The sequence below is a fragment of the Pirellulales bacterium genome (genome assembly GCA_035499655.1).
GTDB lineage: Bacteria > Planctomycetota > Planctomycetia > Pirellulales > JADZDJ01 > DATJYL01.
The window spans coordinates 1-26,785 of sequence record DATJYL010000149.1 but is presented as its reverse complement, the minus strand read 5'-3'; the positions used below and the strand labels follow the sequence as shown (position 1 = coordinate 26,785).

The window sequence follows — 26,785 nt, the reverse complement described above, 5'->3', positions numbered from 1 at the left end:
TTGCGTTTGGTCAGCCGGTTGGCCACTGCGGGTCGTACGATCAAGTCCTCATCAGCTCACCAACATCACCTTTCACCACTGGCTGTCATCTAACGCATGAATCCATTTCTTGGCGTTTTCTTCCACTGGCTCGGCGGCCTTGCCTCGGGCAGCTTTTACGTTCCTTTTCGCGCCGTAAAAAATTGGTCGTGGGAAACCTACTGGCTGGTGGGAGGTTTCTTCTCGTGGATCATCTGTCCGATGATTTTTGCGGTCTGCCTGACCAACGGCACTTTCAGCGTCATTAGGCAGCAATCGGCCCAAACACTTTTCTGGACCTATTTTTTTGGAGTGCTGTGGGGCTTTGGCGGGCTGACGTTCGGACTCACCATGCGGTATTTGGGCATGTCGCTTGGCATGGGCGTCGCGCTGGGGTACTGCGCCGCCTTTGGCACCTTGCTGCCGCCGATCTTCAAAGCTTTTGTGCCAGCCGTGCCGGTGGACGAAACCATCCAGCAAATTGCCGCGACCACGCCCGGGCAAATTACGCTGTTTGGCGTTTTTGTTTGCCTGATGGGCATTTTGATTGCCGCTTACGCCGGTCTGACCAAGGAACGGGAAATGCCCGAGGATGCAAAAACGGCGGTCATTACTGAGTTCAATTTCAAAAAAGGAATTGTGGTGGCGACGTTTTCAGGCATCATGAGCGCCTGCTTTTCCTTCGCCCTGACCGCTGCCAAACCGATCAGCGAAGCCTCGGCCGAAGCCGGCACTTCGAAACTTTGGACCGGATTGCCCAAGTTGGTGGTTCTGCTGTGGGGCGGCTTCACCACCAACTTCGTCTGGTGCGCCATTTTGAACATCAAAAATCGCTCGGTGTACCAGTACCTGGGCGACAGCGTTCGCGACCACCACACCCATTTGTTCGCTAACGATCCTCAGGGGCACGAGCAGCAATCCGCGGCCAAATACAATCCCAAAATTCCCTTGCTGAGCAATTATTTGTTCTCCGCGATTGCCGGCACCACCTGGTACTTCCAGTTCTTCTTTTACACCATGGGCGAAACGCAAATGGGCCGCTACAGCTTTGCCTCCTGGACGTTGCACATGGCCAGTATCATTATTTTCAGCACCATGTGGGGTTGGATTCTGCACGAATGGAAAGGCGCCAGCGTGAAGGCCCACACTCTAATCGCCATTGGCATTACCACTTTGATTCTGTCCACCGTGATCATCGGCTACGGCACGTACTTGAAGGGGCTTGCGCCGCAATAAGGTGGCGTTAGCAGTGAGGCAACGCAGTTCCGGTGGATATGGAGTTCCGCTCGATAGCGTGGGCGTCGCGGTATAAGCAACGGCGTTGCCACTCATGCTCGACAGGCCAGCCGGTTAGCCGCGACGGATAAACGCTCCATTTCCGATTGCACGCGAAGCTGCACTATGTCCATCTGTTGAGAATCGGCTTCGGCCACGATATGAATGGGCGGACCGCTTAGCGCGTAAACCGTGGTGAATGGTTTGGGAATCATTAACTCAGTCCAACGGCCTGGAATTTTCCAAAAACGCACGGCGGAAAATGCCGTGGGCACAATCGCGCGGCCGGAGTGCGAGGCCAAAAAAACCACCCCCTGCTTGATTTGCCGGCTGGGGCCACGTGGGCCGTCGGGAGTGACCACGACGTGAGTAGTGACGGGCAGCTTTAGCAGCTCGCGCATTGCGTTTGCTCCTCCGCGACTGCTGGAGCCGCGCACCAACCCGATGTTGAGCATTTTCAATCCAAACGCCAGATGCGAGCCGTCAATATTTTGACTCACCAGCGCCACGGTGCGTACATGCCGCCCCGCAAACATGGGAAATGCGATGGCGTCGTGCCAGACGCAATAAATGAACCCTTCCGAACCATCGTTGGTGTACGGATTAGTGTTGCCAGTAGCCGCCAGATAGTGAATGCGCAGGGTGCGAAATAGCGCTCGACACACGAGCACGACGCTGGCCGCCAACAGCCAATTCAGCCAGCGGCTGCGAATTTTCATAAGAATCGCTAAGGGTTACGTCGGCAGGGGACAACGCACTTCGTACCGGCTTTTTCCGTTCACCTTTTGCGGCAATTCTTTGACCAAACAATCTTCTCGACGGCATTGAGCGATGGTTAGCCCGTACGGAATCCATGCGCCGGCGGCATATTCGAAGGTGTTTTTATCGCCGTCTTCCAGCAGGACAAACGGCTTGCCATATTGCGTGGGGGGCTTGGGTTCGTACACAATCCGCGGCGCAGGCGCAGGCTCACTGGCCCTGGGTCGGGATGATTGCGGTTTATTTTTATTGCGACTAAATCGATGTTTTTGGGCCATTACTTGGATGCTCCCGGGGTTCGAATTGAGTGAAACAGCGCGGACCATCACACAGCTTGAACCGTAAGCATTCGGACCAAGCACCGCAATCCTTGGCTAACCCATCCGATTAACGACGACCGTAGCCGCCGCGGCCACCGCCGCCGCCATAGCCGCCGCGGCCACCGCCGCCACCGCTGCGCTCTTCGCGCGGCCGGGCCTCATTCACCGTCAGCGGACGACCGTCGTGTTGCTGATCGTTCAGGCCGCGAATCGCTTCCTGTGCGGCGTTATCATCCCCCATTTCGACAAAACCAAATCCCTTGCTGCGGCCGGTGTCACGATCCATGACCACCTGGGCGCTTTGAACAGCTCCGAACTGAGCAAACAGTTCTTCTAAACTTTCGTTAGTGACACTGTAACTCAAATTACCGACATACAACCGTTTACCCACGACCACGCTCCTTAAATACGTGACTGGACCCAATTCAACAAATGCCTTCCGGGTCGAAAAAAGGGGGCCAAATTGGCGGCCCGCCAAGTAGCAAAGGCGAAGAAAGAGCAGCGGGCCAAGTACAGAAGCCAACGCCACGAATTGCGTCGTCAAAGCAACTACGATGAATATAGCACTTTCAATTGAAATAGATAGGGCAATTTTCGCCAGCATTTCAGCCCATATAGTAGTGGGCTTGGCTGCAATCGCGACGATTCAACGCTTTTTGGAGTTTTGGAAAGCGGCGGCACCGGACTGGAATTCATGGCAATTTTCTAAGAATGGGCCACGCTATAATTAAATCAATGACTCACTAATGATTTTCTCACCGACAAGGAGCACATCATGAAGCGGACAGAAATTGCTTTGCCGGAACTTGGTTTGATTGCCAGCACCCGTGGATTGTTGGGGGCCGGCATTGGTTTATTGCTGGCCGATCACATGTCCGAGAAGCCGCGCAAAGCGGTGGGGTGGACGCTGTTGCTCGTCGGAGCGCTGAGCACTATTCCTTTGGCTTGGCTAGTACTGGGACGAACATGCCACAGCCAGAACGCGGAAAAATCTCCTTCGCACGGTTGATGGGTTCGGCTCGAACGAGATTTGGCACTGAATTCAATGAGTTGGCCGAATGCTGGAGTTAGACAGCGGGGGGGGCGCCGAACAAAAACCACCGTTGGGTCTTTCGTCGAAATGAATGCCTGTCCGGCTGGGTGAAGAAACCGATGAAAGCAATGGTGCTAAACGCTGGCCTGCGGCAATTGAAATACTCCGACGTCGAAATGCCAACACCGCACGCGAACGAGGTGTTGATGAAGGTTGCCGCTTGCGGTGTGTGCCGCACCGATTTGCACGTCGTCGATGGAGAACTGACTCATCCTAAACTGCCCCTCATCCCCGGGCACGAAATCGTGGGCCGAGTGGTGGAAGTTGGACCCGAAGTGAAAAGGTTTCAGCCCGGCGATCGGGTGGGAGTTCCCTGGATCGGGCACACGTGTGGCGTTTGCAAATACTGCCAAGCGGGTCACGAAAATCTCTGTTTGAACCCGCAATTTACCGGCTACACGCTGGACGGCGGCTATGCGGAGTTTGCATGTGCCTGCGAAAATTATTGTTTTGCCATCCCCGATGGCTACAGCGACGTAGCCGCCGCTCCGCTTTTGTGCGCTGGGCTGATTGGTTACCGCTCGCTGCGAATGACAGGCGATGCGAAGCGCATCGGCATTTACGGCTTTGGGGCCGCCGCGCACATCATCGCTCAGGTGGCCAAGTTCCAAGGCCGCGAAGTGTATGCTTTCACCCGGCCGGGCGACACGCAGGCAATGAGCCTGGCAAAAAGATGCGGAGCCATTTGGGCCGCCGATTCCGATACTCAACCTCCGACAGAACTCGATGCCGCAATCATCTTTGCACCCGTTGGCGCCTTGGTGCCGACTGCGCTGCGTGCCGTGGGACGCGGCGGTATCGTGGTTTGCGGCGGCATTCACATGTCCGACATCCCCCGTTTTTCCTACGATTTATTGTGGGAGGAGCGAGTAATTCGTTCGGTCGCCAACCTCACGCGGCACGATGCGGAGGAGTTTTTGGCACTCGCGCCGAAAGTGCCGGTGCAGACGGAAACAACTTCATTTTCCCTAGGACAAGCAAATCAGGCGCTCGATTCGTTGCGCAGCGGACGATTGCAAGGCGCTGCCGTGTTAGTGCCGTAAAATGGCCCACGGATTGCACTGAGTTAAGCAGCTCGGCACCTGGCACGTCAGGCCGCATTTTTCTCGTGTTTGGAGGCGCGCCGATTCGCACGGCGCGCACCGGCGCGCCAAAATGCACACTGCTGTGCGTGCTCAAGCCTGTGAATTGTTGAAAACTCGTATTTGCAACGAGGTGTGACGATGACCGACAAAGAAATGCTTACTGAAGAAGTGAAAGGGGCGGGCCGATTCCTGGGGCATAGCGCCTCAGTGATCGCTGGCTTGCTTTTGCTGTTGGCTGCCCTGGCGATGGGTGTCAGCCTGGTGCTCCTGCCTGTGGGACTGTTCGTCGGACTGGTCGGCTTTCTCCTGATTGTTTGGGGTTTGTCCGCAAAGCCTCGAACAGAGATTGACCACAAATCGGGCGATTAAAAGCCAGTCTTTGCAGAACGCGGTGGGAACGAGCGTTCAAGGCCAATTGGCCTGCAGCAGGCTCTTGCAAATAGCTTTTCTACCTGCACCTGCGCAAACGGCCTTGACCTGGGCAATTTTTTGATAAGCTTTCCCTTCGTATAATAGAGATTCTTGCGAGCCTTCCGATACGTGCGGTAAGATCTGCATCTTGGGTCAACGACACTTCGCTGGAATCAAGTAACTATGATGTGGAATCGCTTGCTTATCATACTGCTCGTGGTCGCAGTTGCATCTGCGAGCTTTGGTCAGACGGTTGCTCTCAACACGATCGATCTTTCGGGGAGATGGCGTTTCGCCTTGGATCGGAGTGATGCCGGAGTGCAGGCTCGCTGGTTCGCCGAACCGCTCGCCGGCGCAGATACCATCAACATTCCCGGCATTCTGCAAGGTCAAGGCTTTGGTGATGACATTTCCGTCGAAACTCCGTGGGTGGCAGCACTTCCACGCGACATGCGTTGGTACGCACTTCCGCAGTATGCTCCTTACACCAAGCCCGGCAATGTGAAAATGCCATACCTTTCCCAGCCGCCGAAGCATTACCTTGGTGTTGCCTGGTACCAGCGCGACGTCGACATTCCTAGCTCCAGCAAAGGCAAACGCGAGCACTTATTCGTGGAACGTCCCCGCTGGGGTTCAACGGTCTGGCTCGACGATCAACAGGTTGGCAGCAGTAATTCGCTGGTCGCTCCTCACGAATTTGACCTTGGCATCGTCGACCCAGGCAAGCACCGTCTTACAGTCCGCCTCGACAACCGCATGACCATCGTTCCGGGATACCGCCCCGACGGCCATAGCGTTTCCGATTCTCTAGGCGCCACATGGAATGGCATGGTCGGCAGGATTGAACTTCAGGCTACCACGCCCGTGTTCATCGACGATGTGCAAGTTTTTCCCGATGTTCAGTCCAAAAAAGCCAACCTCAAAATTCACATCGGAAACGACACGGGCGTCGCCGGTAAGGGCACGATTCTGGCGCGCGAATCCCACGCCGCTCTGTCCGCCACAAAAGCACAGGACGTCTCGTGGGATGAAAAAGGGGGAGATTTTCAAACCGAAGTTGATTTACCGCCGGATGCACAACCGTGGGATGAATTTCATCCTGTGTTGCAACACATCAGTATCGTCCTCAACAGCAGCGACGGCTCCGAAGAACGCACGGTTTCCTTCGGCTTGAGTCAAATTTCCCACAACGGAAATAAGTTGTTGTTAAATGGCAAAGAAATCAACCTCCGGATGACTCACTTCGGCGGCGATTTCCCGCTCACCGGCTATCCTGCCACCGATGTCCCGAGCTGGAAAAAAATCATCCAAATCTGTAAGGATTTCGGCCTGAATGGTATCCGCTTTCATTCCTGGTGCCCGCCCGAAGCGGCTTTCGACGCCGCCGACGAACTCGGCTTCTATTTCCAAGTCGAAGCCGGCATGTGGAACAGCTTCAATCCGGCCATGATTAACGTTCTTAATGCCGAAACCGAGCACATCAAGCGAAACTACGGGAATCATCCCTCATTCATTTTGTTCTCTCCCAGTAATGAACCCGCCGGAAGCTACGCTGCGTTGCTCCCGGCGTGGGCCGCACGATGGAACAAGGAAGATCCTCGCCGCCTGTACTGCGGCGGCACCGGCCGATCTGGACGAAGTGCCGAATATGACTTCGTGATTAATGCCCTGCGCGGTCCTAGCGGTTGGTTCGGGAAAGACTACAGCACCATGAGACAAACCAGCGACATTCCCATCGTGGCACATGAAGTCGGCCAATGGTGCGTTTACCCCGACTTTGACGTCATCAAGAAATTCACCGGTTACTTACAGCCAGGCAATTATGAAATTTGGCGAGACTTTGCCGCCCAGCATGGCGTGCTGATCCAAAACAAACGGCTCGCTTGGGCCTCCGGCAAGTTTTCCGCCGAATGCTACAAGCAGGAAATCGAAGCAAACCTGCGCACGCCCGGGCTCTCAGGATTTCAGCTCCTTGATTTGCACGATTATCTCGGCCAGGGCGGGGCTCTGATCGGCATGCTTGATGCATTCTGGGGATCCAAAAACTTCATCACCGCCGATGAATTTAATCGCTTTTGCGCCCCCATCGTGCCTCTGGCGCGGATGCGCAACTACATTTACCGTTCGGACGACACATTCGACATTCCCGTGGAAATTGCCAACTTTTCCCAAAGCCCGGTCTCCAACGCTTCCCCCGATTGGAAAATTGTGGATCTCACGGGCAAGGTCTACTTACAGGGCACACTGCCATCTCGCGATCTACCCATCGGCAAAAACTTGCAATTAGGTAACGTCACAACTGATCTTTCCAAGTTACCAGCCCCCAATGAGTACAAGCTGGTCGTCGGTTTGACTGGCGCCAAGACGGAAAACGATTGGAAATTCTGGCTCTATCCGACGCAGCTTGCTGAACCCAACACGAATGGTGTACTGATCACCAGCGATTGGAATGCGGCTCAAGCGCGTCTGGCACAGGGAGGCAAGGTCTTGTTCACACCACCGGCCAACATGCTGGATGATTCCTGCCCTCCGCTGGCCTCCCGTCCGATTTTCTGGAATCGTGTGATGAACAACACGACTTCAAAGGGGCTTGCCGCCGTGGGTTTCCTGGGGCTGCTTGTGGATTCCAAGCATCCCGCACTTTCGGAATTCCCATCGGAAGATTACTGTGACTGGCAGTGGACGGACATCGTCAACGCTGTGCGCGGAATTAATTTGGAGAGTGTGCCCTACCAGCTCACGCCTATTGTGCAAGCCATTGATGACTGGAATCGTGGCTTCAAACTCGGCGTGGTGTTTGAATGCAATGTCGGCCAAGGAAGGCTGTTAGTGAGCGCGATCGATTTGCAGGGTAATTTAAAGAGTTCGGCGGCGCGGCAGTTACGGCAGTCGCTCTTGGACTACGTCAACGGCGACAGTTTTGCGCCCAAGATTACGCTCTCAGCCGAGCAAGCTGACGCACTCTGGCCCGCCACACGTCCGCCAGCCTATAAGGCGCCGCCGATGCCGGTCGTTTCAACAATTCCTGGAGCAAATCCGGGCGATGTAATCGAGCCGACCGGCGACACCCCAATGCCTCGATGATGGAATACATGGAATTCTTGATAAGCGCTCCCAGTGCGGGAACACAACTAAGAAAAATCTGGGGGTGGACGAATCGGTGATGTGGGCGAGTTTTTCTTCGTCGAACCGTCTCGTATGGGTGGGCGATTTCCTGCCTGGAACTACCCCGCCCCCTCCCATGGGTTTGCCGATTCGAGAATTATCCTTGCGGATCGTACGGCAGTCTATAGCGAGGCTGAGCAATAGCGAACTAGACTAACTGCATGAACGCCTTTGAGCTCCCGCCGCCTCCCTCGAATTTGACCTCCGAAGTCAAGGCCTGGTCGCAGTCCGTCGTCATTCCAACCTATCTGCCAGCGCATCCGGACAAGAATCCGATGTTCCTGGAGAAGCGCGTTTATCAAGGAAGCGATGGAAAGGTTTATCCGCTGCCATTCACCGATCGCATTGCGACGGAGAAGACGGAGCGCACTTGGCAGGCGCTGCACATCGAAAACGAATTTCTACGGGTCATGGTTTTGCCGGAGCTCGGTGGCCGGATTCACGTGGCGCTGGACAAAACGAACGGCTACGACCTGATTTATCGACAGAACGTAATCAAGCCAGCGCTGGTAGGCCTTGCGGGACCGTGGATCTCGGGGGGCATTGAGTTCAATTGGCCGCAGCATCATCGGCCTGCCACATTTTTGCCGGTTGATTTCTCAATCGAAGAGCACGCTGACGGATCCAAAACCGTGTGGTGTAGCGACCATGATCCGATGTGCCGCATGAAAGGAATGCACGGCGTCTGCTTGCATCCAGGGAAGGCAGCGATCGAACTAAAGGTACGTGTCTTCAACCGGACACCGTGGGTACAAACATTCCTGTGGTGGGCCAATGTGGCCACGCGCGTCCACGAAGGTTATCAAAGCTTCTTTCCGCCGGACGTGTATTACGTCGCCGATCATGCGCGGCGATCGACAAGCAGTTATCCGCTGGCCGACGGAAGCTACTATGGCGTCGATTACAGTTTGCGCGCTCGCACGGGGGTGCCGGCGAACGATCGACCGTCACAATTTGTTCCGAACCATTGTCGCAACGGCAATGGCGTAAGTAACGATAGGTTACCGGATTATGCTCCCCATGACTTGAGATTCTACGCCAACATCCCGACGCCGTGTAGCTACATGTGCATGGAATCGCGTGGCGATTTCTTTGGCGGCTACGATCATTTCGCCCAGGCAGGCATTGTCCATGTGGCCAATCATCATATCTCCCCTGGAAAAAAGCAGTGGACGTGGGGCAATCATGATTTTGGTTATGCGTGGGATCGAAACCTTACCGATGTGGACTCCAAAGGCGAATACGGTCCGTACATCGAAATCATGGCCGGCGTTTACACGGACAATCAGCCTGACTTCAGTTTCCTCTACCCCGGTGAAACAAAAACCTGGAGTCAGTGTTGGTATCCGATTCAAAAGCTCGGCCCAGTGCAAAATGCAAATCGCGAAATTGCCGTCGTACTGCGTTTGCATAACCAACGTGCAAGCCCAACTGTGACCGTGGGGGCGGCGGTAACTCAGAGGATCGCTGGCGCACGGATCGAATTGACCTGCGACAAACAGCTGTTGCTGGAATGCAAGCGTGATCTCTCGCCTGGCGAACCCTGGCTGCAGGAGCTCCACTTGGAGCAGTCGATTAAGGAAAGCGATTTGCGGCTTCGCATTAGCACGCCAGATAACCGAGAACTGATTGCGTATCAACCGAAATCGCACAAACATTCTCCGGCTGCGCCACCAGCCACTGAACCACTTCCACCCGAAATGATCGCCAGTGCTGACGAGTTGTTCATCACGGGACTTCACTTACAGCAATATCGCCATGCAACGCGCTCGCCCACGCTGTATTGGCAAGAAGCTTTACGGCGCGATCCATTTGATTGTCGATCGAATAATGCGATGGGACTATGGCATCTGCGTCGCGGTGAATCCGTGCCGGCTCAAGAACATTTTGAGCGAGCGATCAAACGTTTGACGAGCCGTAACCCGAACCCATACGATAGCGAACCATTTTATAACCTCGGACTTTGCTTGCTTCATCAGCACGATTGGACGGAGGAGTCACCGCCTGTCCTGTTGGATGCGGCTTACGCGGCGTTCTACAAGGCAACCTGGACCCAGCCTTGTGCAGCGGCTGGATATTACGCTCTTGCTCAAATCGATTGCCGCCGCAGTCAGTGGTTAGTCGCATTGGATCATTTGGATCGCAGCTGCCGGCTCAACGCCGACAACTTATCGACGCGGAATCTGAAGGTGATGGTGCTGCGAAAGCTCAATCAGGCGGATCAAAGCATTCTTGACGAAACTCGGAGAATAGACCCTCTCGACTGGTGGTCTCGGTGGCTGGCCGGCGAACCACTGCGGTGCGACGCGCAAGCAAAGCTTGATCTGGTGCATGATTTGGCTCGCGCCGGATTCTTTCACGATGCGATCGGCATTCTGCAATCGCACTCGGAGAATTCAAGTGACTGGCCCGACCAAAGTTGGGGAACAGGACCGTTAATCCACTACACGCTCGGATGGCTGCGCCACAAAGTTGGTGACGCTCATTCCGCTGGCGCAGAATTCGAAAAGGCAGCCTCTTTGCCGCCCGATTATTGTTTTCCAGCGAGGCTGGAAGAAATCGGCATCTTGCAAACTGCGATTAACGCCAATCCACACGATGCCAAGGCGCCGTATTATCTTGGCAACTTGTTATATGATCGACGGCGTCACGAGGATGCAATGCGACTTTGGGAACAGAGCGCGAAACTCGATCCTGGCTTTTCAGTCGTCTGGCGAAACCTGGGCATCGGATACTTCAATATCCGCAAGTCTCCGGCGAAGGCACGGGCTGCTTATAACAACGCCTGTCGCGCCGCTCCCGCCGATGCGCGTTTAGTCTACGAACGCGATCAGCTTTGGAAACGATTGAGCGTTGCACCAGCCAAACGGTTTCGCGCGCTGGAGAAAAACTTGGACCTTGTGAAGGAACGCGATGATTTGAGCTTAGAATATGCCACGCTATTGAATCAGTTAGGAAGGCCGCGCCATGCGCTGGCAATACTTGAGAGCCGGCAATTCCAACCCTGGGAGGGAGGAGAAGGCGGTCCACTGGGACAACTCGCGCGCGCGCATTTGGCGCTCGGCCGTGCTGCGCTGACGGCTGATGACACTGGCAATGCCGTCAAGCATTTCCAAGCGGCGTTTGGCTCACCAAGGAATCTGGGGGAAGCTAAACATCTGCTGGCAAATCGGAGCGACGCCCATTACTGGCTGGCGAATGCGCTTGCGAAGACGGGTGACCGGCGGTCTGCACGAAAACATTGGAAGCTGGCCGCCGATTTCAAAGGTGATTTTCAAGAGATGAGCGTGCGCACCTTCAGCGAAATGACTTACTATTCGGCAATGTCCATGAATCGGCTAGGACGGAGAGAAAGCGCCCGAAAACTCCTCAAACAACTACTCGCCTATGCTCAGGACTTGTCGAAATCGTCGGCCAAGATCGATTATTTCGCGACCTCGTTGCCGACAATGCTGCTCTTCGATGACGATTTAGATTTTCGTCAAAAAACCACGGCGCTTTTCCTGGAAGCGCAAGCGCGGTTGGGACTGGGCAAGCTCAAAAAAGCCAAGTCGCTGCTGGCGAGCGTACTCCGGCGCGATCCGAACCACGCACTGGCAGCCGATTTACTGGCCGAATTTGCCGCTGCGAGGCGAGCATGAATCTGGGAATGGAAGATCGTGTTCGCCGGACTCAGTACAATCTAGCGTACCTGGGTTGGGCTTCTTTTGTCGCTGCCTTGGGCGGCTTGCTCTTCGGTTGGGACTGGGTCGTGATTGGCGGCGCAAAGCCGTTCTTCGAGCGATTTTTCCAGATCAGCGACAACCCAGCGCTGTCGGGCTGGGCAAACAGTTGCGCGCTTTTGGGCTGCCTGCTGGGTGCCATCGTGGCTGGCGCCGCAAGCGATCGGTTTGGTCGAAAGCGGCTCTTGATTCTTGCGGCTCTTTTGTTCGTGGTAACGTCGCTGGGGAACGCGCTGGCGCCGACTTTCACTATTTTTATTTTTTGGAGAATTCTCGGAGGCATCGCCATCGGTTTGGCATCGAGCCTTTCTCCGATGTACATCGCCGAAATCTCTCCGGCCGAGATGCGCGGCCGATTGGTGACGATCAACCAGTTAACCATCGTCATCGGCGTTTTAGGCGCGCAGCTTACGAACTGGTGGCTGGTGCATGGATTGCCCGCCGGGGCAAGCGACGTGTTTATCCAAAACTCGTGGTTTGGCCAGCAGGGTTGGCGTTGGATGTTTGCGTTAACGGCAGTGCCGGCCGCGCTGTTTTTCTGCGGCATGTTTTTTGTGCCGGAAAGTCCACGTTGGCTAATAAAACAAGGACAAGCCGCTCGCGCACGGGCAATCTTGCAGAACGTCGGCGGAGAAGCTTACGCCACTGCCGAACTCGCGGACGTGCAGGCCACCTTGCAAAATGAAGTTTCTCAGGTTCACTTCGGAGAACTTTTCGCTCCCGGCCTTAGAAGAGTGCTCATGTTGGGCGTGGTGCTGGCCGTTTTTCAGCAATGGTGCGGCATCAATGTCATCTTCAATTACGCCGAAGACATTTTCAAAGCGGCCGGTTTCGATCTCTCATCCGTTCTGAAAAATATTGCTTGGACCGGCTCGGTGAACCTGGCTTTCACGTTCGTGGCGCTGGCAACAGTTGATCGCGGCGGCCGACGCCGACTACTGCTCATCGGCTCCGCAGGGCTGACGATCATCTATGCGATCCTGGGTGCGTGCTTTTCCCTGTCGGTAACCGGCCTTCCGATGTTGCTATTGGTGCTGGCGGCAATCGCCTGCTATGCGATGTCGCTGGCCCCGGTGACTTGGGTGGTAATATCAGAGATTTTTCCCAACCGAGTAAGGGGCGCCGCCATGGCGGTGGCGGTGGCGGCACTTTGGCTGGCGTGTTTCGCTTTAACCTATACCTTCCCGCTAATCAACGCACGACTGGGAGCAGCCGGAACGTTCTGGCTATACGCCGTGATTTGCGCATTCGGTTTTGTATTTATTCTGCGAGCATTGCCGGAAACCAAAGGAAGAACACTAGAAGAAATCGAGAACGAACTGACCGAAAAATAATTGTTGGTGGTTATTTCACATCATGAATCTTCGCCTTATCACCATCGCAATCGTCGCTGTCGCGCTAAGATTTGCTCTTTCAAGCAGCAGGTCGTTTGCAGAAACTCATGAGATTAATCTCGCGGCGGATGTACCCAGCGCAAATTTGACGAAATTCGTCTTTGGCGCCTCCCAGAACCCGGCCGGTGTCGAGATTGCCGCGGATGGTGTTAGCCTGTTGGAAGACGGGCAGCGCATGACTCCCGTGATGGGCGAGTTTCATTATTCCCGCTATCCGCGCGGCGAGTGGCGGGATGAACTGCTAAAGATGAAAGCGGGCGGAGTCGATGTGGTGACGACCTATGTCTTTTGGATTCATCACGAGGAACAGGAAGGAACATGGGACTGGACCGGCGATCGCGACTTGCGCGCATTTGTGAATCTCTGCGGCGAACTTGGGCTACGATGTGTCATTCGCTGCGGGCCTTGGGACCACGGTGAAGTTCGCAACGGTGGCTTCCCAGAATGGATGTTGGACAAAAACCTGAAACTTCGCACAAATGATCCGGAATATCTCAACCAAGTGAGACTCCTATACGGCGCAATCGCCGAACAGCTTCGCGGCCTGTTCTGGAAAGACGGCGGCCCAGTGATCGCCGTTCAAATCGAAAATGAGTACCGCGGAGACCCGGATCACCTTCTAAAGCTCAAGCAAATGGCGCGCGAATCAGGGCTGGATGTTCCCCTCTACACGCGCACTGGCTGGCCAACTCTAAAACGTCCGATTCCCTTTGGAGAGTTGCTGCCTTTGTACGGCGGATACGCCGAAGGCTTTTGGGACCGCGATCTTTCACCGATGCCAGGGCGTTATTGGAAAGAATTTGTCTTCAAGCGGGTACGCACCGATACGGCCATTGCCAGCGAGCATTTCGGCAATCGCGAAGCACAGGACGACGCGGAAACCGGCCGCTACCCATATTTCACTTGCGAAATCGGAGCTGGCATGGCTTCCAGTTACCATCGGCGGATTACCGAATTTCCGATGGACGCACTGTCTCTAGCGATCGTAAAGTTAGGAAGCGGCAGCAATTTGCTCGGCTATTACATGTATCACGGCGGGACCAATCCTACTGGACGGGAATCTTGGCTTCAGGAGAATCAGGCAAGCCGCTATACAAATTACAACGATTTGCCCGTCAAATCGTACGATTTCCAGACGGCGCTTGGTGAGTTCGGTCAAGAGAGAGAGCAGTACCATTTGCTACGGCTTGTGCACCTTTTCCTGAGAGATTTTGGTTCTCGCCTTGCGCCGATGTATGTTGTGCTGCCAAATGACGAAGTATCAAAGCAGGATGACACACATACATTTCGCTGGGCCGCGCGTACCGATGGCCACAGCGGCTTCGTGTTCGTCAATAATTATCAGCGGCTGCTCCATCAGCCCGATCGCCCTTACACCCAACTCAAGCTCATACTTAAAGATGGCGAATTGACATTCCCCCAAGTGCCTGTCACCGTTGCTGCGGACTGCGCCTTCTTCTGGCCCTTTAATTTCGATCTCGGCGACGATGTCACCCTGGAGTACGCCACCGCTCAGCCTGTTTGTCAGATTCGCGATAATAAGATTATTTATACGGTATTTGCTCAGACGGGTAATTCCGCCGAATTCGCTTTTGCAGGCCAGGCGAGCGCGGATACCGGTTTGGAAAAGAAAGGCAGCGACCATTTTGTGCTGGCAGGCGCTGCCGCCGGCACGACGCCAATCGTGACGCTCATCGCTAAAAATGGTGTCACCCATAAGATCATCTTGCTCGACGAAGCAACAGCGAAATCGTGCTACAAAGCCACGTTTGCCGGCGCCGATCGCTTGCTGCTAGCTCCGAAATCGACACAAGTATTGTTCGACAATGATGTCCTTCGATTAATTACGAGCGGCCCTGCTCACGATTTGGCTCTTTCATTTCTCCCGAACCCAACTGGGTTACGAGTTAAAGACCAGCCACTAAACGGTGTCGCCGACGGCGCCTTTACACGTTATGCCTTGGCTATCCCTGAATCTAAGCCGGTGATGGCGAGCGTCCGCTTGGTAAAGGAAGCCGGACCGCCCCGCACGGTTGAAATTGGCAAGGCAAAGGTAGCCATAGAGCCCAGCGATGCCGATTTCGAAGCAGCCGCGGTATGGGAAATCAAACTGCCGCAGGACATCGATCCCACTCGAAAGCTGCTCCTGCGAATTCACTACACGGGCGATGTCGCCCGCGCATACCTCGGTGATACCCTGCTCACGGATAATTTCTACAATGGAACTCCGTTTGAAGTTGGTCTAACCCGTTACGGTCCCGAAATCTATTCGCACGGGATTATTCTCAAGGTTCTGCCCCTGCAAAAAGGCGCTCCGATCTATTTGCAGAACGATGTGCGTCCTGAGTTTGATGCTCAGCAAACGGTGGTCTCGATCGACAGCGTCGAGACCATAGAGTTAAAAGATATAGAGATCTCGGGGAAGTAATCACGATGATACGTCAATTTCGAAATCAAATCTTAATTCCGTTGAAAATGACTTCGACGCCAACATCACCCAACCGCTCAGCGGGACCGGCGCCTCGCTCACGAAAATTGGGGACAGCACGCTTACCTTCACCGGAGTTCTCACAAAGGGAAGCGGAACCAAGTTCCTCTTCAACTTTTCCGCGAATTACTATGCTCAGGTTTGGCAAGACAACGGATCCGCAATCTTGAGGTCATCTGCGTCACCGGCGTGCGCCAACCGATTCGACAGCTTTGATTGTTTGTCAGAATCATGCTGACGACGAGGACATTCGCCCAACTGTCACAAACGCGAAAACTCTCGGGAATTTACCAGTGGGCGGCACTGGACTCGAACCAGTGACCCCTACCGTGGGAGCGAGTCTTTACTCAGCGTTCTCCCGGCGATTTCCGAGTGAACACAATTCCAATTCTTCCAAATCTTCCAAGGTTTGAAAAGGATTCTGACGACATTCTGACGACTGAATGTAACTAATTGTTACCTCGCCGTCGAACAACAACAGTCCTCGGAATGTTATGGAGATGGAACTGAGGGGTTAGAAACCGTTGGGCTTGCGTTTTCGGAATTATTCGTTCGAGGCGGCTCGTTTTTGAAGGCCGTAATAGCGTCGCTGATATGCCCAAAACGCCAACAACCATCCAGTGCACCCCCAAGAGATGCCATGGTTTCGCGCAACGGCAGATGGGCCTTGGCAATGACAAAATCAATACCCCGTTGATGAAGTCGAGTGACGAACTCGCTGAGTTGCTCAGTGGCGGTAATATCGATGTTGGGAATCGCACGAGCATCTACAATCACTTGTCGTACAGGTTCCTTTTCTTGTGCGATGAACGCTTCGATGCGCTCGATAAAAAATCGCACATTCGCGAAAATCAACGGTCCATAGAACCGGTACACGACGAGCCCGGGAATGGTTACCGCTGCCTCATCGTCACCGACATCGTGCAATGTGGACGAGCCCGCGATGCAACCGAGCAAGGCGTCTTGAGGGCGAACGATTTCCGCCAGCACTCCCAGCAGTGACAAGACCACGCCGAGCAAAATCCCCTGAAGCACCCCCAGTGCGATCACACCGATTGTAGTTGTTGCCGCAACGCCGCAGCTAAAACGATGCAACTGCCAAAGGTGACGATATAAGCCGGCGTCGATTAACGTTATTCCCGTAAAGACAAGAATTGCGGCAATCGCAACCGAGGGGATCGTTGCCAATAGTGGATTCAGCAGGATGACGAACGCAGCGACAAATGCGGCGGTCACAAAACTAACCATTTGAGTGCGACCGCCGGTCGCATCATTGAGCAGCGTGCGGCTTTGGCTGGAACTAACCGCAAAACTGCACACGCATCCCGCTGCGACGTTGGCCATGCCTAGCGCCAAAAGCTCACGATCAGGATCGATGGCATAGCCATGCTTTGCCGCCACCGAGCGCCCCAGCACAACCCCTTCGCTAAACACCAGCAGTGCAATGCCAAGGGCCGCGGTGAACAGCGGCGCGGCTTCGTTAAGCGACAGCCCCGGTCGAATCGGGTCGGGAAGATTTAAATCTATCTTGCCAATTACTTGCATCCCGTATGCGGAAAAATCAATGAATCGGCCAGCGATCATCGCTAGTGCAAACACAACCACCGCACCTGGCACGCTGGGCAACTTCCAACGGCAACCTGCCAGAACGGCGATACAGCTTAGCCCAATCAGAATGGTTCGAACGTGGATGCTGCCCAGCCGGGTACCCCACTGCCAAAAACGAAGCAGCGTGTTATCTTCCGTCAGTGAAATGCCGCACAATTTGCCGATTTGGCTACCGATGATCACCACCGCAGCACCATTCATGAAGCCCAACAAAGCAGGGCTGGAGAGAAAATCTGCTGCAATTCCCAAACGCAGTCGGGCCATCAATAGCAGTACACCGGCAGTGAGCAGCGCCAGTACCGTCGCCAGGGTTACCGCTTTGCCCGGGTCTCCCATCGCCAATGGCCCAATGGCAGTGCCCACCAGGAGCGCGATGGCCGCATCTGGACCGACAATCACATGCCGCGAACTGGCAAACAATGCGTACACCACCATTCCAGCCACCGCAGCGTACAATCCAGCCGCCGGCGCGCACTTGGCTAAATCGGCATACGCGATTGCAGACGGAATCAGCACAACGGCCACGACCAGCGCTGCCAGCCCATCGCTCGGCAATTGCGAACGGTCATAGCGGAACAGCACCGCCAGCCCCGGCATTACTTTCTCAACGGAAGCTCGCTTCAGCATGTTCAATGGCAATCGTTTCAAGCCTGCGGCAGCCGGATATAATTCCACGCTCGGATAATCGGTTCATCGCGCGAATTATGCTCATATCCTAGCACGCCGACACTGGCTGGGATGTGATGGCACACCTTCAGCCACTTGGCGTGCTGATTAAACATCGAATCGATGATGTGGGTAAACGCCTCGTTGCAGGAGAAAATCCATGCCGGCCTATCAGTAAATATCCCTCCGGTTAACCCTGGCACCGGTGTTCGCTAAGGACCTCCATTGCGCGACAATCGAGGGAAAATCTCCTTCAATCATGTCTTCATAGTGACCGCAGCTGGATGCGCCGCCGCATCCCTATTTCCATTACTAGATGCTGCATGGACTTGCTCCGCCGGCGAACCACCAACCTTCTGCGCTACTGTGCGCCGCCCAGTCAATCGCACCACGACGTAATAAAACACGGGCGTTAACAAAATGCCGAACAATGTTACGCCGAGCATGCCGGAGAACACAGCAATGCCTAGCGTGCGACGCATTTCGGCACCGGCGCCAACTGCTAGTGCTAAAGGCAACACGCCCAAAATAAATGCCGCCGAGGTCATAATGATGGGCCGCAACCGCAATCGACAGGCTTCAATGGCTGCGTCGCGCGGCGGCGAACCACCCGCCGATTTTTCTTTGGCAAACTCGACAATGAGAATTGCATTCTTGCTGGCCAGCCCAACCAACACGATAAAGCCGATTTGCACAAAGATGTTGATGTCCATGCCCGCTAGTGCCACGCCGATGACCGAACACAGCAAACACATCGGGACAACCAAAATTACCGCCAGCGGCAAACTTAAACTTTCGTATTGTGCAGCCAGCACCAGGAACACCAACACCACGGCCAGTGCAAAGACGATGATTGCGGTATTTCCCGCCCGAATTTGCAATAGCGTCAATTCAGTCCACTGGGTGTTCATGCCCAGTGGCAAAACTTGCTGTGCGACTTTATCAACGGTATTGATAACAGTTCCAGAACTGACGCCCGGTAATGATCCGCCATTCACTGCCGCAGCGGTCACTCCGTTGTAACGAATCACCAACGCAGGACCGCCGACTGGACTGATATGCGCTATGCTTCCCAGCGGCACCATTTCGCCTTGCGTGTTGCGGACTTTCAGTTGCCGAACTTGCTCGGGAGTCAAACGCGCCGCGGGGTCTCCCTGCAAATTCACCTGCCATGTGCGGCCGAATTGATTGAAGTCGTTCGTGTAATAGCCCCCCAAGTAAAGCTGAAGCGTAAGAAAAACCTCGTTCAGCGGAACCGACATCGCTTTGCAGCGCTCCCGATCGACATCGACATACATTTGCGGCGTTTGCGACCGAAAGGCGCTGTACAAACCGACCAGCCCCGGCTGTTCATTTCCGGTCGTGGCCAAGTCGTCGGCCGCCTCTTGCAGAGAATCCAAACCCAAGTCGCCCACGTCGCGGACCATCACTTTGAACCCGCCCGCGTTACCCAAACCGTCAACAGCGGGCGCGCCGAAAACCGCCACGGATGCTTCTTGCACTTCGCGGTAACAGGCCGCCCGCAGTTTAGTGGCAATCGCATCGGCACTCATCTCACTGCTGTGCCGATGATGAAAATCGTCCAGAATTACATAGATCGAACCGTAATTGGAACCGATGGCATTTTGCACGAAGGACTGTCCCGAAATGGCAATCGTGTGCGCGATGCCGTGAATGCCTCCATTGTGTGCCCCGCTCTCTTGGTCCTGAACCTCGTGGCCGCCGGCATCGTGATCGTGACTCTCTTTGTTTTGCGAATCGCCCATGGCAATTTGTTCGATTTGCTTCATCACTTCCCGAGTTCGTTCCAGCGATGCCGAATCGGGCAGACGGACATCCACGAGCAGGTAACCTTTGTCCTGCGGCGGAATAAACCCGGTCGGCACGTGTGTCATCCCAAAATAGGTGAGATATAACAGTCCGACATACACCGCCACGACAATGACGCTCAGTCGCAACAGAATCCCCACGCCACGGGCGTAAATGTTGGCGCTGGTTTCAAATCCAAGATTGAACAGTTTGAAAAACCAGCCGAGCAGCAAATTGAGCAAGCGAGTCAGTGGGTCGCGCTGCTGCTCGCGGGGCTTCAGTAACAAGGCCGAAAGAGCTGGGCTAAGCGTGAGCGAGTTGACGGCTGAAAAGAACGTCGATACCGCGATCGTCAGGGCAAATTGCCGGAAAAACTGTCCGGTGATTCCGGTAATAAAAGCACAGGGGATGAACACGCACATCAGCACCAGAGAAATCGCGATGATCGGTCCCGACACTTCGCTCATCGCCTTGTGAGCCGCCTCTTTGGAAGACAGTCCGTGTTCTAAATGATGCTCGACTGCTTCGACCACAACGATGGCATCGTCCACCACAATTCCAATCGCCAAGACCAAGCCGAACAGCGAGAGATTGTTGAGACTAAAACCCATAGCCAACATCACGGCAAACGTGCCGACAATGGCCACCGGCACAGCGATGAGCGGAATCAGCGTGGCTCGCCATGATTGCAAAAATGCCAGCACAACAATGGCCACTAGAATAATGGCGTCGCGCAGGGCTTTGAAAACCTCGTGAATCGATTCCTGAATGAATGGTGTGGTGTCATAAACAATGGAGTATTCTAAGTCGGGCGGAAAACTGCTCTTTAGTTCTTCCATCCGCTTTCTCACACCAGCCGCGGTATCGAGCGCGTTGGAACCAGGCTGCTGAAAAATCGCCAGGCCGATGGAAGGCTGACCATCGAGATTGCACGCCGTATCTTCGTTCTTGGCGCCTAGTTGGATCCCGCCGACCGTTTCCCCGTCTTCCTTTCGCACATCGCTGACTAGGTCCCGTAACCGAGTCAATCGGCCATCGCTGCCCGTTTTCACGACGATGTTGCCAAACTGATCGGGATCGATTAGCCGGCCCAGCGTGCTGAGCGTGTACTGAAACGACTGCCCCTGCGGCACGGGCGGGCGTCCCAGTGAGCCGGCCGCCACTTGCACGTTTTGTTCACGCAGCGCATTGACCACATCGCTGGCCGATAAATCTCTGACCGCCATGCGATTCGGATCAAGCCACGCGCGCATGCTGTAATCGAGCTGGCCAAGATACGTTACGTCACCCACGCCTTTCACCTGAGCCAATTCGTCGCGCAGCCGAATCGTGGCGTAATTGCTCAAATAAAGTTGGTCATAGGTGCCTTTCGGTGAGGTCAGATTCACCACCAGCAGAATACTGGGCGATTTTTTCTTGACGCTGACGCCGGTCTGCTTCACTTCGCTGGGCAGAGTCGGAAGGGCCAAGTTGACGCGGTTTTGCACCAGCACCTGGGCCATATCCAAATTCGTTCCGACCTCAAACGTGACCGTCAGGTTATAGCCGCCGTCATTGGTCGATTGCGAACTCATATAGAGCATGTTTTCCACTCCAATCACTTGCTGCTCGATTGGAGCCGCTACTGTTTCGCCAACGACCTTAGCGCTTGCGCCCGGATAAGTGCAATTCACTTGCACCGTGGGGGGCGTAATCTCTGGATACTGCGCCACCGGCAAGAGCATCACGGCAATGCCGCCGGCCAGCGTGATAATCACGGAGATGACCGCAGCAAAAACGGGCCGTTCGATAAAGAATTTTGCCATCGCATGCCCACTCCTGTCCGTGACCTTGCCGTCCGGACAACTATGTCACTACTCAGCTACTGAGTGTTTCGTTGAAATCGTTGCGACTTTTGCTGCTTCCGATTCCGCTTCAACTTTCTGCCCAGGACGGACCCGCTGCAAACCCTTGACGATGACGCGCTCACCCGCTTTTAAGCCGTCGGAAATGATCCGTAATTCACCACGCTGCGGTCCCAGTTCAACGGTTCGCCGGTTCGCAATGCCATCGTCACCAACAACGTAGACATATTTCACATTCTGGTCGGTCGCCAACGCCCGTTCAGGAATCAATAGGGCTTGATATGGCTGACTTGCCGGCACCCGGACTCGCACAAACAGACCACTGGATAGGGCGTCATCTTTGTTCTCAAACACGCCCCGCAACCTTGCGGTCCCAGTCGATGTGTTGACTTCGCTTTCGGCGAAATCGAGTTTTCCTTGATGGGCGAAGTCTTTTTCGTCCGCCAATTGCACATAGCAGTCGATGCCCAATTCGCGCAGGCTGCCGGGATCGGAATTGCGTGACCCAGTGCGCTGCCGCATGTAGTGCAACAGTGATCGCTCATCGACATCGAAATAAACATACATTGGTTGCTCATCGACAATCTTCGTGAGCAATGTTCCGGAGCCGGTCCCGCCGGTCAAAAGCGTTCCCTTAGCAACCATGGCCCGGTCAATGCGGCCGCTGATCGGCGCCCGCACGACGGTGTACTTCAAATCAATTGCCGTCCGGTTGGCGTCAGCTTTGGCCGCATTCAAACTCGCTTCGGCTTCTGCAGCCACGGCGGCGTATTCTTCCAGCTCCTCGCGGCTAATGGCGCCGGGTGTGGCCATCAACGCTTGCCGACGCGACAGGTTCGCTTGAGCAACCTTCAATTTGGCTTCCCACACGGCGATCTTGGAAAGCGCCTGATTATTCACGGCGTCGTATTCGTCGGGCTCGATGGTGAACAGAACCTGCCCTTCCTTGACGAAATCGCCGTCTTTGAACTCGATTGACTTCAAGTAACCAAACACCCGGGCTCGCACTTCCACCGCTTCAGAAGCCTCGGTTTTGCCCGTGTACTCGTCGTAATCGGTGGTCTCTTGCTGGACAACTTCGGTCGTGGTTACCTTCGGAACGGGTTGTTCCGCCGCCGCCGTTTGCTCTCGATCGCACCCAGACGCAATCGACAACAGCAGGCCCAGCCCCAGCAATGCGAAAACAATGGATGGTCTGAAGAATGCCAACTTCTGTTTGCCAAACATACGGGTCTCCTTCTCAGCGGGCCGGAAAACTCGAAGTCGCTTTAGACCCGGGTTTTTTGACCGCGCTGAGTTCAAGTCATGTCATTCATTTCTTGGCGCCAGCTTTCGTAGGATCGTTCAGCCGCGCCAACAGCCACCGCTGCGTGTAGCCATTATCAAAATGAACCAACACGCCGGCGGTATCCTGGGTCAGATTGCTAATACCCGTTTCCATTAAGGGCCGGGTTTCGCCTTCAGCGGTCCAAGCTGCGCGCTGGGTTTCCTTGTCGACCATGCCTTCCACCGTTTTGGTTACACCCGACGCAGTGTTCTGCAGCATTCCTGTGATGATGCCTTGCTTGCTCACAGTTAACTGTAGGAACATGGTCGGCTCGTCATTGGCGGATTGGCCATCTTGGGTAACAGCGAACACTCCTAGCGGCAACCAATCTTCGGCCGCCGGTTGTACATCGGGCGGGATGCTGGTCGCGATGGCTTCGGCCTGCTGCGCGTACTCATCTGCACTGCATACCGCTTGATCACCGTAATACACGGTGTCCCCTTCGTAGCAGACGTTATCGCCGTAGTTGTAGTAAATCGGATCGCTCCAATTCCAAGGCATCCACGAGGCAACGCTGCCCCATGCGGCCCAAGCCCACCAGTTGCCATTCCCTGGCCAATTCCAATGGTCACACGGATGATTATTCCACCAGTTGCCGTCGAACCAGTGGTTGCAATCGTGCCAATTATTTGACCAACGATTTCCCCAATTGTTGTTGATGTTGGTCCAATTATTGTGTCGGAAGTCGTTCCATTGCCCCCAATTGTTGACCCGACCTGGCAGGTCGTTATTTATGCCTGGCCGGTTATCACCCGGTCGGTTATTGCCTGGCCGATTGTCACCCGGTCGATTGTCACCAGGCCGGTTATCTCCTGGCCGGTTGCCGTCTCCAGGCCGATTATTGCCATCGCCAGGCCGATTGTTACCGTCGCCTGGTCGATTCCCAGGTCCGAAACCACCGCCGTCACCTGGTCGATTACCTGGACCAAAGCCGCCTCCATCGCCGGGCCGCGAAGGCAGCGTGCTTGGTCGGTCGCCACCAGCCAAATCGCCACCGCCGGGTCGAGCTGGCAGCGTGCTCGGCCGATTTCCTCCGCCGATTCCCTCACCACCCGCCGGCCGATTGTTTAGGAACTCGGCCGCAGCGCCGCCAGCTAAAGCGCCGCCAGCGATTGCAGCACCGGTGCCAATTCCAGAAGGTCGATTGCCGGGCCTCGCGCCACCGCCAGGACCGGGGAGACCGAGAAAATCATTCAGTTGGCCTTGACTCACACGACCGCCCGCTTGATTGCCAAGATTCGGACGATTGGACCCGATGTTGCCGGTGCCCGGTCGTTGACCAACGTTGGGTCGATTCCCAGCAATGTTGCCACTGGATGGTCGAGTTCCAGCCGAAGGCAAACGACCGACGGATTGGCGTGCATTACTGCCTTGCCGGTTGACGGCCAGATTCCCGGTATTCGGACGACTCCTGGCCTGCGTGGGCCGCGACATGGAAGGTGCGCTGCCCATCGATGGTCTTGATCCTCCCGGGCGCGATCCGCCACCGGCGACCCTTGAACCGCCACCGCCGCCGCGACTAACACCGCCGCCCCCTCTGCCGCCACCGCCGCCGCCACGACCGCCGCCTCCCATCCCACCGCGCCCCCACAGTAAACTCGACAGCGGAAACACCAGCATTGCCGCCACGACTGCCAAGAACAGATATTTTTTCATCGCTGCACCTTATCATCCAATGAGTTTTGTTGACTGGTAACGCTTCGTTGAACGGTTACTGATCCGTTTTCCGCACCACAACCACCGGATCGACGTTCGGCTGTAATTCCCCATCGATCTCACGCTCGGTTGATTCCCATTTGAATGAATCGTCATCCAGCTTGGTCATGATATTCAGGCTGGTCGCTTTTCCGCCGTCGGGCAAAGTCGCGGTATTTTCAATGAACCACTTGTTTTCTTTGTGCTTCCAAGTGCCTTCGCCAAATCCGCCGTTTGAATCGAAGAGCCAAGAACGGATCTGCTTCGCCACCGGGTCCCAACCGATAATCTGCATGCCGGATTGCCGTACATCGTCTCCAATGGCAACCGCGTAGGAACGGGTCAAAAAGTTTTTGTTTTTGGTCCAGGCACAATCGGTTTGAATTTCAACGGAAGGTCGCGGATCATCATCGTGCCAGGAACCAATCATCCATTCCAATTCTTTGAGATGCTCGTAGTTCGACGGCGGCGTTTTTTCTTTTTCGACCTCGGAAACGCGATCGAGCAGCCACTGACCATCGCGTTTCACGCGCACCGAAGTGAAATCCGAATCCTCTGGTTCAGCCCCCGGGCGAACAACATGGGCCACGCCGCGCACAATGGCCACATTGGGCGACACGAATTCGATCGAACCGAGATCAACTTCCAGCTTGGCATCCTGCTTGTCGGAGAAAGCATCTGCAAAGACTTTTTCAATTTCGTCACGGCCCACCGTTTGTTCGCCGGTCAGTGGATCGATGTAAATTGCCTCCGGCGACCATTGCGCCGCCAGTTTTTTTGCATCGCGCGCGTTGTAGGCATCAATAAAAGTCTTCCCGGCGGCCCGAATGGCCGCTTCATCGTCGGCGCGTGAATCGGCCGCCGTATCGGATGACTTTGTTGCGCCGAGCGGTGTTTTATCTGTCGTCGGTTCATCAGCCGCCAAGGTCGTCCATATCAGCACACCCAGCAGGGATAGCGAAAGGAAAAGAATTTTCATTGGACCGGTCTCCTGTTTTCGGAGTTTCGAATTCACGGCGATACACTACGCGTAAAGCATTTGCTTAAGAAGTTATGCCAGACGGGCGTAATCGACGGCATGCCGCGCACTGCAGATATGCGAATCCACAGCTCAAGGAGTTGTGGAAATCAGCGACGCATGCCGCAACGACAAATCCGCGGGCAGATTCAAAGATTTGCGGGACTTAGCAATCGGAACAACGAATGCCATTCGCTTTCCGTGCGAAAAGAGCGCCCGCAGCATACCAAAAGTGAGTGGCAATCTCCAGCATCTATGCGCCCGATGCCAAAACGCGGCGCTACTGCGAATTCCGCGCCGTGTGCGAAATCCGGTACTGTTTCGCAAAGTTTTGCCTAATTCGCGCTCGATCATCCTGTCCTAATTGTTGTTGCAACCGCCCTCAATTGACGGCCAATTTTCAGCTTTGGAGGTCTTACATCGGAGTCGGCACGAACTACATACAATCAAATAATGTGCGTGCAAATGCGGCAGGGAACGACTATATATGATGATCCTAACAATTCGCAAGTGATAGCCTCTCACCGCGGATAATTCTGGCCGTGTCTTTTGACATCGTTCCACTTTGGGCAGTGTTTGCCGGCTCGCTGGTGCTGTCTCTGTTGTCAGCAGAGGTGGGCTATCGACTGGGGTATGCCCGACATCGGCGCGCCGAACATGAGAAGGAACCGACCGTCGGCGGCATCGCCAGAGTTATCAATTCCCTCCCCCTGACTCCCGGCGGAACTGTGGTTGGAATTGGGCAAATAACCCAAATCGATCACGTCGTACTGTGCAGCACAGGTGGGCCGAGCAACCAGCACTACAAGAATTGCGCACGCAAACGCTTTGACGGCGTCCATCGCAACTCTCCTCTCTGAAAACAATCTCCTGCATTCTTGATTGAGACGAAGTCTGCGCAAACCAGAATAGAGTTTCGCCAACCTGTTGGCAAGAAACTGCTGGTTGTGGCCTGCTGTTGAAAAACTGATCCAGTTGTTATGAAGGTCTTTAGCCCGATGGGCAAGGAGACTTTCACAATGACGACGAAACGTAGGACGCGGCATAGTCCTGAGCAGATCGTGCGGAAGTTGCGCGATGCCGATGCG

General features: G+C 54.9%; 18 protein-coding genes and 1 pseudogene. 8 read left to right on the top strand and 11 right to left on the bottom strand.

What is annotated here, in order from left to right; all coding sequences use genetic code 11:
- Positions 1 to 96: 96 nt before the first annotated feature.
- Positions 97 to 1,254, top strand: coding sequence for an L-rhamnose/proton symporter RhaT (rhaT, locus tag VMJ32_10755; GenBank protein ID HTQ39500.1), 1,158 nt, complete (start codon positions 97 to 99; stop codon positions 1,252 to 1,254).
- Positions 1,255 to 1,346: 92 nt separating this feature from the next.
- Here rhaT and VMJ32_10750 read toward each other — a convergent pair whose 3' ends face one another.
- From VMJ32_10750 to VMJ32_10740, 3 genes are all read right to left on the bottom strand, one after another.
- Positions 1,347 to 2,012, bottom strand: a complete 666-nt coding sequence (locus VMJ32_10750; protein ID HTQ39499.1) for a lysophospholipid acyltransferase family protein — start codon at positions 2,010 to 2,012, stop codon at positions 1,347 to 1,349.
- A 15-nt stretch (positions 2,013 to 2,027) separates the two neighbouring features.
- On the bottom strand, positions 2,028 to 2,330 hold the full coding sequence (locus tag VMJ32_10745; protein HTQ39498.1) for a hypothetical protein: 303 nt from the start codon (positions 2,328 to 2,330) through the stop codon (positions 2,028 to 2,030).
- Between the two features lie 109 nt (positions 2,331 to 2,439).
- Positions 2,440 to 2,976, bottom strand: a complete 537-nt coding sequence (locus VMJ32_10740) for an RNA-binding protein (GenBank protein HTQ39497.1) — start codon at positions 2,974 to 2,976, stop codon at positions 2,440 to 2,442.
- A 171-nt stretch (positions 2,977 to 3,147) separates the two neighbouring features.
- Between VMJ32_10740 and VMJ32_10735 the strand changes: the two genes are divergently transcribed.
- The 7 genes from VMJ32_10735 (at position 3,148) to VMJ32_10705 (ending at position 15,670) form a co-directional block, all read left to right on the top strand.
- Positions 3,148 to 3,381: a hypothetical protein gene (locus tag VMJ32_10735; protein HTQ39496.1), complete on the top strand. Its 234-nt coding sequence runs from the start codon at positions 3,148 to 3,150 to the stop codon at positions 3,379 to 3,381.
- Positions 3,382 to 3,533: 152 nt separating this feature from the next.
- Complete coding sequence (locus tag VMJ32_10730) at positions 3,534 to 4,508, top strand: zinc-dependent alcohol dehydrogenase family protein (GenBank protein HTQ39495.1); 975 nt, start codon at positions 3,534 to 3,536, stop codon at positions 4,506 to 4,508.
- A gap of 180 nt (positions 4,509 to 4,688) precedes the next feature.
- Positions 4,689 to 4,919, top strand: a complete 231-nt coding sequence (locus tag VMJ32_10725; protein ID HTQ39494.1) for a hypothetical protein — start codon at positions 4,689 to 4,691, stop codon at positions 4,917 to 4,919.
- 225 nt (positions 4,920 to 5,144) lie between these two features.
- Positions 5,145 to 8,045: a hypothetical protein gene (locus VMJ32_10720; GenBank protein HTQ39493.1), complete on the top strand. Its 2,901-nt coding sequence runs from the start codon at positions 5,145 to 5,147 to the stop codon at positions 8,043 to 8,045.
- Between the two features lie 242 nt (positions 8,046 to 8,287).
- Positions 8,288 to 11,767: a DUF5107 domain-containing protein gene (locus VMJ32_10715; GenBank protein HTQ39492.1), complete on the top strand. Its 3,480-nt coding sequence runs from the start codon at positions 8,288 to 8,290 to the stop codon at positions 11,765 to 11,767.
- Complete coding sequence (locus tag VMJ32_10710; protein HTQ39491.1) at positions 11,764 to 13,182, top strand: sugar porter family MFS transporter; 1,419 nt, start codon at positions 11,764 to 11,766, stop codon at positions 13,180 to 13,182. The genes VMJ32_10715 and VMJ32_10710 overlap by 4 nt, the downstream gene beginning before the upstream one ends.
- 22 nt (positions 13,183 to 13,204) lie before the next feature.
- On the top strand, positions 13,205 to 15,670 hold the full coding sequence (locus VMJ32_10705) for a beta-galactosidase (protein ID HTQ39490.1): 2,466 nt from the start codon (positions 13,205 to 13,207) through the stop codon (positions 15,668 to 15,670).
- Positions 15,671 to 16,222: 552 nt separating this feature from the next.
- On the opposite strand, the gene VMJ32_10700 is transcribed toward VMJ32_10705, so the two are convergent.
- The 8 genes and pseudogenes from VMJ32_10700 to VMJ32_10665 all read right to left on the bottom strand — a co-directional run.
- Complete coding sequence (locus VMJ32_10700; protein HTQ39489.1) at positions 16,223 to 17,935, bottom strand: SulP family inorganic anion transporter; 1,713 nt, start codon at positions 17,933 to 17,935, stop codon at positions 16,223 to 16,225.
- A 152-nt stretch (positions 17,936 to 18,087) separates the two neighbouring features.
- Positions 18,088 to 18,236 (bottom strand): annotated as a pseudogene (locus tag VMJ32_10695) (hypothetical protein).
- Between the two features lie 25 nt (positions 18,237 to 18,261).
- Positions 18,262 to 21,618, bottom strand: coding sequence for a multidrug efflux RND transporter permease subunit (locus VMJ32_10690; GenBank protein HTQ39488.1), 3,357 nt, complete (start codon positions 21,616 to 21,618; stop codon positions 18,262 to 18,264).
- A 48-nt stretch (positions 21,619 to 21,666) separates the two neighbouring features.
- Complete coding sequence (locus VMJ32_10685) at positions 21,667 to 22,884, bottom strand: efflux RND transporter periplasmic adaptor subunit (protein ID HTQ39487.1); 1,218 nt, start codon at positions 22,882 to 22,884, stop codon at positions 21,667 to 21,669.
- Positions 22,885 to 22,969: 85 nt separating this feature from the next.
- Positions 22,970 to 23,485: a hypothetical protein gene (locus VMJ32_10680; protein ID HTQ39486.1), complete on the bottom strand. Its 516-nt coding sequence runs from the start codon at positions 23,483 to 23,485 to the stop codon at positions 22,970 to 22,972.
- A gap of 230 nt (positions 23,486 to 23,715) precedes the next feature.
- Positions 23,716 to 24,033 (bottom strand): hypothetical protein, encoded by a 318-nt coding sequence (locus VMJ32_10675; protein HTQ39485.1) that lies wholly within the window; start codon positions 24,031 to 24,033, stop codon positions 23,716 to 23,718.
- A gap of 662 nt (positions 24,034 to 24,695) precedes the next feature.
- Complete coding sequence (locus tag VMJ32_10670) at positions 24,696 to 25,658, bottom strand: SgcJ/EcaC family oxidoreductase (GenBank protein HTQ39484.1); 963 nt, start codon at positions 25,656 to 25,658, stop codon at positions 24,696 to 24,698.
- A gap of 644 nt (positions 25,659 to 26,302) precedes the next feature.
- A partial coding sequence (locus tag VMJ32_10665) for a hypothetical protein (protein ID HTQ39483.1) occupies positions 26,303 to 26,785 on the bottom strand: 483 nt, incomplete at its 5' end.